The sequence below is a fragment of the Streptomyces malaysiensis subsp. samsunensis genome (assembly GCF_024519315.1).
Lineage (GTDB): Bacteria > Actinomycetota > Actinomycetes > Streptomycetales > Streptomycetaceae > Streptomyces > Streptomyces malaysiensis.
Genome location: NZ_JANIIC010000095.1, coordinates 22,024 through 28,863, shown reverse-complemented (window position 1 = coordinate 28,863; position 6,840 = coordinate 22,024). Strand labels below are relative to the sequence as shown.

Annotated in this window: 8 protein-coding genes; all 8 read right to left on the bottom strand. The window is 68.6% G+C overall.

Annotation, left to right across the window (positions count from 1 at the left end; genetic code table 11):
* Positions 1 to 55 precede the first annotated feature (55 nt).
* The 8 genes from NQU54_RS44515 to NQU54_RS44480 all read right to left on the bottom strand — a co-directional run bounded on the left by NQU54_RS44515 (position 56) and on the right by NQU54_RS44480 (position 6,687).
* Positions 56 to 391, bottom strand: a complete 336-nt coding sequence (locus NQU54_RS44515) for a metal-sulfur cluster assembly factor (RefSeq protein ID WP_069869949.1) — start codon at positions 389 to 391, stop codon at positions 56 to 58.
* On the bottom strand, positions 388 to 852 hold the full coding sequence (sufU, locus tag NQU54_RS44510) for a Fe-S cluster assembly sulfur transfer protein SufU (protein WP_257635993.1): 465 nt from the start codon (positions 850 to 852) through the stop codon (positions 388 to 390). The genes NQU54_RS44515 and sufU overlap by 4 nt, the downstream gene beginning before the upstream one ends.
* Before the next feature lie 11 nt (positions 853 to 863).
* Complete coding sequence (locus NQU54_RS44505; RefSeq protein ID WP_257635992.1) at positions 864 to 2,120, bottom strand: cysteine desulfurase; 1,257 nt, start codon at positions 2,118 to 2,120, stop codon at positions 864 to 866.
* Positions 2,117 to 2,881: a Fe-S cluster assembly ATPase SufC gene (gene sufC, locus NQU54_RS44500; RefSeq protein ID WP_069869952.1), complete on the bottom strand. Its 765-nt coding sequence runs from the start codon at positions 2,879 to 2,881 to the stop codon at positions 2,117 to 2,119. Before sufC ends, NQU54_RS44505 begins: the two co-directional genes overlap by 4 nt.
* A gap of 7 nt (positions 2,882 to 2,888) precedes the next feature.
* The gene (locus NQU54_RS44495) at positions 2,889 to 3,212 is read right to left on the bottom strand and encodes a bifunctional 3-phenylpropionate/cinnamic acid dioxygenase ferredoxin subunit (protein ID WP_069869953.1); all 324 of its coding nucleotides are present in this window, start codon (positions 3,210 to 3,212) and stop codon (positions 2,889 to 2,891) included.
* The gene (gene sufD / locus NQU54_RS44490; protein ID WP_257635991.1) at positions 3,209 to 4,378 is read right to left on the bottom strand and encodes a Fe-S cluster assembly protein SufD; all 1,170 of its coding nucleotides are present in this window, start codon (positions 4,376 to 4,378) and stop codon (positions 3,209 to 3,211) included. The genes NQU54_RS44495 and sufD overlap by 4 nt, the downstream gene beginning before the upstream one ends.
* Before the next feature lie 90 nt (positions 4,379 to 4,468).
* Entirely contained in the window at positions 4,469 to 5,890 is a 1,422-nt protein-coding gene (gene sufB, locus NQU54_RS44485; RefSeq protein WP_257635990.1) for a Fe-S cluster assembly protein SufB, read from the bottom strand.
* Positions 5,887 to 6,687: a helix-turn-helix transcriptional regulator gene (locus tag NQU54_RS44480; protein ID WP_372506404.1), complete on the bottom strand. Its 801-nt coding sequence runs from the start codon at positions 6,685 to 6,687 to the stop codon at positions 5,887 to 5,889. The genes sufB and NQU54_RS44480 overlap by 4 nt, the downstream gene beginning before the upstream one ends.
* Positions 6,688 to 6,840 lie beyond the last annotated feature (153 nt).

Sequence of the window (6,840 nt, the reverse complement as noted above, 5' to 3'; positions counted from 1 at the left end):
TGAGCGGCCCCCGCGCCGAAGCGCGGGGGCCGCTCGAAAAACCCAGGGGGAGCCGTCAGACGTTGAAGCCGAGCGCCCGCAGCTGCTCACGTCCATCGTCGGTGATCTTGTCCGGGCCCCACGGCGGCATCCAGACCCAGTTGATCCGCAGCTCGTTGACGATGCCGTCGGTCGCGGACTTGGCCTGGTCCTCGATGACGTCGGTCAGCGGGCAGGCGGCCGAGGTGAGCGTCATGTCGATGGTGGCGATATTGCCGTCGTCGACATGGATGCCGTAGACGAGACCGAGGTTGACCACGTCGATGCCCAGCTCGGGGTCCACGACGTCGTACAGGGCCTCGCGGACCTCTTCCTCGCTCGCGGGCTTGATGGCGGTCACGTTGTCACTCATGCGGTCTTCCCTCCGGCGGTCTCGCCCAGTGCCTGCGCCGTGGCGTCCTTCCACGCCATCCAGCTCAGCAGGGCGCATTTCACACGGGCCGGGTACTTGGAGACACCGGCGAACGCGATCGCGTCCTCCAGCACCTCCTCCATCGCGTCGTCGGGCTCGGCCCGGCCCTTGGACTGCATCAGCTCCAGGAAGGTCTCCTGGATCCGGCGTGCCTCGGCCAGCTCCTTGCCCACCAGCAGCTCATTGAGCACGGAGGCGCTGGCCTGGCTGATGGAACAGCCCTGGCCCTCGTAGCTCACGTCCTCGATGGTGTCGCCGTCAAGCCGCACCCGGAGCGTGATCTCGTCACCACAGGTCGGATTGGTGTGGTGTACCTCTGCGTCGCCGTTCCTCAGCCCCCGCCCATGGGGGTTCTTGTAGTGGTCCAGGATGACGTCCTGGTACATCGAATCCAGCTTCACGCGGCACGCCCCTACCCGAAGAAGTTCCGTACGTGCTCCAGGCCCTCCACCAAGGCGTCGACCTCGGCGGGCGTGGAGTACAGATAGAACGACGCTCGGGTGGTCGCCGGAATTCCGTAGCGCAGGCATACGGGGCGGGCGCAGTGGTGGCCGACCCGGACCGCGATCCCCTGCTCGTCGAGGACCTGGCCCACATCGTGGGGGTGGATGTCGCCGAGCGTGAAGGAGATCGTGGCGCCGCGCTCATCGGCCGTGGTGGGGCCGATGATGCGCAGATCCGGCACCTCCAGGAGCCTGCCGACCGCATAGTGCGTGAGGGCGTGCTCATGGCGGGTGATGTTGTCCATGCCGATCGAGGTGAGGTAGTCCACGGCCGCGCCGAGGCCGACGGCCTGGGCGATCGGGGGCGTACCGGCCTCGAACTTGTGCGGCGCCGGGGCGTAGGTGGACGAGTGCATCGAGACGGTCTCGATCATCTCGCCGCCGCCGAGGAACGGAGGCAGGTCCTCCAGCAGCTCCTGGCGGCCCCACAGCACCCCGATCCCGGTCGGGCCGCACATCTTGTGGCCGGTGAAGGCCACGAAGTCGGCCTGGAGCGCCTGTACGTCCAGCGTCATATGCGGGGCGGCCTGGGAGGCGTCGATCACCACGAGGGCGCCGACGTCCTGGGCGCGGCGGACGATCGCCTCGACCGGGTTGACGGTGCCGAGGATGTTGGAGACCAGCACGAACGAGACGACCTTGGTCTTCTCGGTGATGACCCGCTCCATCTCCGACAGGTCGAGCCGGCCGTCGTCGGTGAGGCCGAACCACTTCAGCTTCGCGCCGGTGCGCTGCGAGAGCAGCTGCCACGGAACGATGTTGGAGTGGTGCTCCATCTCGGTGATGACGATCTCGGTGTCCTGGTCCACCCGGTAGGGCTCATCGGCCCAGCCCAGCATGTTGGCGACCAGGTTCAGCGACTCCGACGCGTTCTTGGTGAAGATCACCTCGTCGCGGCTGGGAGCGTTGATGAAGGCGGCGACCTTGTCGCGGGCGCCCTCGTACAGCGCCGTGGCCTCCTCGGCGAGCACATGGACGCCGCGGTGCACATTGGCGTTGGAGCGCTCGTAGTAGTCGTTCAGCACGTCCAGGACCTGGCGCGGCTTCTGCGAGGTCGCCGCGTTGTCCAGATAGACGAGCCGCTGGCCGTCGTGGACGACCCGGTCCAGGATCGGGAAGTCCTTGCGGATCGCCTCGGTGTCGAGGAGGCCCGGCAACTGTGTCACTCGGACGCGCCTCCCTTCGCATACGCCTCGTAGCCCTCTTCCTCCAGCTTGTCCGCGAGCTCCGGGCCGCCGGACTCGGCGATCCGGCCCGCCGCGAACACATGGACGTGGTCGGGCTTGATGTACCGCAGGATGCGGGTGTAGTGGGTGATCAGCAGGGTGCCCACCCGGCCGGACTCCCGGACCCGGTTGACGCCCTCGGAGACCACCCGCAGGGCGTCCACGTCGAGGCCGGAGTCGGTCTCGTCGAGGATCGCGATGGCCGGCTTCAGCAGCTCCAGCTGAAGGATCTCGTGGCGCTTCTTCTCACCGCCGGAGAAGCCCTCGTTCACATTGCGCTCGGCGAAGGACGGGTCGATGTGGAGGCGCTCCATGGCCTCCTTGACCTCCTTCACCCAGGTGCGCAGCTTGGGCGCCTCACCGCGGATCGCGGTCGCGGAGGTGCGCAGGAAGTTGGAGACCGAGACGCCGGGGACCTCGACCGGGTACTGCATGGCGAGGAAGACACCGGCGCGGGCGCGCTCGTCGACGGACATCGCGAGCACGTCCTCGCCGTCCAGCGTCACGGTGCCGCCGGTGACCGTGTACTTCGGGTGGCCGGCGAGCGAGTAGGCGAGGGTGGACTTGCCGGAGCCGTTGGGGCCCATGATGGCGTGCGTCTCGCCCTGCTTGACGGTCAGGTCGACACCGCGCAGGATCTCGCGGGGACCGCCCTCGGCGTCGACGGAAACGTGCAGGTCGTGGATCTCAAGCGTGGCCATGGGTGCCTCAGGACTCCTGGGTGACGGAGACGAGCACATCGTCCCCTTCGATCTTTACGGGGTATACGGGGATCGGGCGCGTCGCGGGGAGACCGGACGGCTTGCCGGTGCGCAGGTCGAAGCTGGAGCCGTGCAGCCAGCACTCGATCTGGCAGTCCTCCACCTCGCCCTCGGACAGCGAGACGTTCGCATGTGAGCAGATGTCGTTGACCGCGAACACCTCGCCCTCGGTGCGCACCAGAGCGACGGGCACCCCCTCGAGCTCGACCCGCTTGGGGGTGTCCTCGTCGAGTTCGTCCAGCGCACAGGCGCGTACGAAGGTCTGGGTCATCCTACGGACGCCTCCAGCTCGGCCTCGATCTTGGCGATCAGCCGCTCCTCCAGCTCGGGGAGCCCGATCTGCTGGACGAGCTCGGCGAAGAAGCCGCGGACCACCAGACGGCGGGCCTCGTCGGCCGGGATACCGCGCGCCATCAGGTAGAACAGCTGCTCGTCCTCGAAGCGGCCGGTCGCGCTCGCATGACCGGCGCCGACGATCTCGCCGGTCTCGATCTCCAGGTTGGGCACCGAGTCGACGCGGGCGCCGTCGGTGAGAACCAGGTTGCGGTTGAGCTCGTAGGTGTCGGTGCCCTCCGCGGCGGCCCGGATCAGCACATCGCCGATCCACACCGCATGCGCCTCCTGGCCCTGGAGCGCACCCTTGTACGCCACGTTGCTGCGGCAGTGCGGGGTGTCGTGGTCGATGAAGAGCCGGTGCTCCTGGTGCTGGCCGTTGTCGGTGAAGTACAGGCCGTAGAGCTCGGCCTCACCGCCAGGGGCGCCGTAGACGACCCGCGGGTGGAGCCGGACCAGATCGCCGCCGAAGGTGACGACCACGGACTTGAAGGTGGCGTCCCGGCCGACCAGCGCGGTGTGCTGACCGACGTGGACGGCGGTGTCGTCCCAGTCCTGGACCGAGACCACGGTGAGCTTGGCGCCGTCGCCGATCAGGTACTCCACATTGGTGGCGACCGTGGCGTCACCGGTGTGGTCGATGACCACGACCGCCTCGGCGAAGGCGCCGACCTCGATCACCTGGTGGCCGAAGGCGGTGCCGCCCTCGCCGTGCACGGCGATCCGCACCGGCTCGGTGAGCACCGTCTCCTTGGGCACCGAGACGACCGACGCCTTCTCGAAGGAGCTGTACGCCTGGGCCGCCACCCGGTCCACCGGCTTGCCGGCCTTCCCCAGGCGCGCGTCGTCACGGCCCACGGTCTCGACAGTGACGCCCTCGGGGGCGGTCACCTCGACCTTGACGCCGCCGTCGGCGACGGCCGTGCCGTCGTGGAGACCGCGCAGCCGCTCCAGCGGGGTGAACCGCCAGTCCTCCTCGCGGCCATGGGGCACCGGGAAGTCGGCCACGTCGTACGACGCGGGCGCGCTCACCCGGGCATCGGTGGGCTGGCCCACCTGGATGACGCCGTCCGTAGTGGATCCGGCCGGGATGGTTTCAGCCATGGCTGTCGTACTGCTCACTTTCTGCCTGATGGGCCTGAATGGGGTGCCCGGACGGGGACGGTGCCCCGCCGGGGCCGGAAGGGGGTGGCATCAGCCGACCGCGCCCTCCATTTGCAGCTCGATCAGCCGGTTGAGCTCCAGCGCGTACTCCATGGGCAGCTCGCGCGCGATCGGCTCGACGAAGCCACGCACGATCATCGCCATGGCCTCGTCCTCGGACAGGCCCCGGCTCATCAGGTAGAAGAGCTGGTCGTCGCTGACCTTGGAGACGGTCGCCTCATGGCCCATGGACACGTCGTCCTCGCGGACGTCCACATAGGGGTAGGTGTCCGAGCGGGAGATCGTGTCGACGAGCAGGGCGTCGCACAGCACATTGGACCTGGAGCCCTCGGCGCCCTCGCCGATCTCGATCAGACCGCGGTAGGAGGTGCGGCCGCCGCCGCGCGCCACCGACTTGGAGACGATGTTCGACGAGGTGTGGGGGGCCATGTGGACCATCTTGGCGCCGGCGTCCTGGTGCTGGCCCTCGCCCGCGAAGGCGATGGACAGGGTCTCGCCCTTGGCGTGCTCACCCATCAGGTAGACGGCGGGGTACTTCATGGTCACCTTGGAGCCGATGTTTCCGTCCACCCACTCCATGGTCGCGCCCTCGTAGGCCACGGCGCGCTTGGTGACCAGGTTGTAGACGTTGTTCGACCAGTTCTGAATGGTCGTGTAGCGGCAGCGGGCGCCCTTCTTGACGATGATCTCGACGACCGCGGAGTGCAGCGAGTCCGACTTGTAGATCGGCGCGGTGCAGCCCTCGACGTAGTGGACGTAGGCGTCCTCGTCGACGATGATCAGCGTCCGCTCGAACTGGCCCATGTTCTCGGTGTTGATCCGGAAGTACGCCTGGAGCGGGATCTCCACGTGCACGCCCTTCGGCACGTAGATGAACGAGCCGCCGGACCAGACCGCCGTGTTCAGCGAGGCGAACTTGTTGTCGCCCGCCGGGATCACGGTGCCGAAGTACTCCTTGAAGAGCTCCGGGTGCTCCTTGAGCGCGGTGTCGGTGTCCAGGAAGATGACGCCCTGCTCCTCCAGGTCCTCACGGATCTGGTGGTAGACGACCTCGGACTCGTACTGGGCGGCGACACCCGCGACGAGGCGCTGCTTCTCGGCCTCCGGGATGCCCAGCTTGTCGTAGGTGTTCTTGATGTCCTCGGGCAGCTCCTCCCAGGAGGCGGCCTGCTGCTCGGTGGAGCGGACGAAGTACTTGATGTTGTCGAAGTCGATACCCGACAGGTCCGAGCCCCACGTGGGCATGGGCTTCTTGCCGAAGAGCCTCAGGCCCTTGAGGCGGAGCTTGAGCATCCACTCCGGCTCGGACTTCTTCGCCGAGATGTCGCGTACGACCTCCTCGGAGAGGCCGCGCTTGGCCGAGGCGCCGGCCACGTCGGAGTCGGCCCAGCCGTACTCGTAGTTGCCCAGACCCTCGAGCTCGGGGTGAGCGGTCTCCATGGGGAGAGTCATTCGGGGTTCCTCCCGGCCGTGCTGGCAGATGCGGTGGTGGTCTTGGTGGTGCTGGTGTCGGTCTTCTCGACCTTGCCGGTCTTCGGAACGAACGTCGTGCACACCCCGTCGCCGTGGGCGATGGTGGCCAGACGCTGCACATGGGTTCCGAGCAGCTGGGAGAAGACCTCGGTCTCCGCCTCACACAGCTGCGGATAACGCTCGGCTGCGTGGGCGACCGGGCAGTGGTGCTGGCAGAGCTGTTCGCCGACCGGCGCGCTGCGCGCCGTTGCAGCGTACCCGTCCGCGGAGAGCGCACCGGCCAGCGCTTCGGTGCGGCGGCCGGGGGCGGCGGCCTCGACGGCGCCGCGGTATCCCTCCGCCTGGGCGGCGAGCCTGGCGCGGGCGAACGCGGCGACCGCGGCACGCCCCGCCTCGCCGCCCCCGGCGCTCTGCTCGATCCAGCGCAGGGCGTCGACGGCGAGCTTGTCGTACGCCTGGTCGAAGGCGTCGCGGCCGCAGTCGGTGAGCGCGAAGACCTTGGCCGGGCGGCCGCGCCCCCGCGCCCCGTACACCCTCTTCTCTCGGGGCTCGACGACGCCGTCGGCGACGAGGGTGTCCAGGTGACGGCGGACGGCCGCCTGGGTCAGCTCCAGCCGCAGGGCGAGCTCCGCCGCGGTGGAGGGGCCGTGGTCGAGGATCGAGCGGGCCACCCGGTTGCGGGTGCCGTGCTGCTCCTCCGGCGCGGACGCGGGCACGCCGGACCGTGCGGCCACCTCGGCCGCGCGCCCCTTCGAAACCTCGCTCGCGTATTTCACAACGCCATTGTTGCGTAATTCTCCGGCGAGACACAAGCGGGGAGATCTCCGGTTCCGGTGGGGTACGTCACTTAGGTCTGCCTAACTCCGGGACCGCCGTTCACCTGCGGCGACGCGTCCGGGGCCGGGCGGCGGCCCCATGGACTTCCGGCC

Excerpts from the sequence above, each read along its gene's own strand:
- NQU54_RS44515 (WP_069869949.1), bottom strand. The coding sequence starts at position 391 with ATGAGTGACAACGTGACCGCCATCAAGCCCGCGAGCGAGGAAGAGGTC.
- sufC (WP_069869952.1), bottom strand. The coding sequence starts at position 2,881 with ATGGCCACGCTTGAGATCCACGACCTGCACGTTTCCGTCGACGCCGAG.
- NQU54_RS44495 (WP_069869953.1), bottom strand. The coding sequence starts at position 3,212 with ATGACCCAGACCTTCGTACGCGCCTGTGCGCTGGACGAACTCGACGAG.
- sufD (WP_257635991.1), bottom strand. The coding sequence starts at position 4,378 with ATGGCTGAAACCATCCCGGCCGGATCCACTACGGACGGCGTCATCCAG.
- sufB (WP_257635990.1), bottom strand. The coding sequence starts at position 5,890 with ATGACTCTCCCCATGGAGACCGCTCACCCCGAGCTCGAGGGTCTGGGC.